The sequence below is a fragment of the Vibrio sp. Y176 genome, from assembly GCF_033438945.1.
In genome coordinates this window covers 1-509 of record NZ_JAWOQS010001224.1, presented here as the reverse complement: position 1 = coordinate 509, position 509 = coordinate 1, and the positions used below count along the sequence as shown (strand labels likewise).

1 protein-coding gene is annotated in these 509 nt (G+C 48.3%); it reads left to right on the top strand.

Features of this window, described 5'->3' with window-relative positions:
• A partial coding sequence (locus R7O13_RS31090) for a DUF2913 family protein (RefSeq protein ID WP_318305756.1) occupies positions 1-509 on the top strand: 509 nt, incomplete at both ends.

The window sequence follows — 509 nt, the reverse complement described above, 5'->3', positions numbered from 1 at the left end:
TTGGTTAACTCTGCTCTGAATGAACTGGAGCAGGAACATCGTTCTGGCAAGTTGGCCAATGCGCCAGTGGCGAACAACCACTATCTTGTTCGTTGGGTAACAAAAGCTCTGAAATCTCAGCGTTTTGGTCGAACGGTCGGCGATGACTTAACTCGTTGGCAAAAGGCGGGGCGTTCAAAGGGGAATGACGCTGGTTTGTTGTTTATCTTCAAACGTATTTCTGCTTTCTACGCGCAATTCTTCCCTGAAGGTGAAGATTCAAAAGTGATCAAAGACTCTGACGTCGAAGCTTTTTTGGACGTAATGGAGCAAGCGGGTTGGGAGGTTTCTACCTCTGAACAATTGGTTGTTTGTGGCAAAATCCAAATCTTCACGGAAGGCCAAAATTCTTTGGCACTGTGTGCCGACCAATGCGAAAGCTGCTTCGACGGCGAGTTGCTCGTCAAACCAATGAGCTGGTTTGTGCGTGGCAACCATGCTGAGTTTGTTGAGAAAGCAGCGCAAGCGGG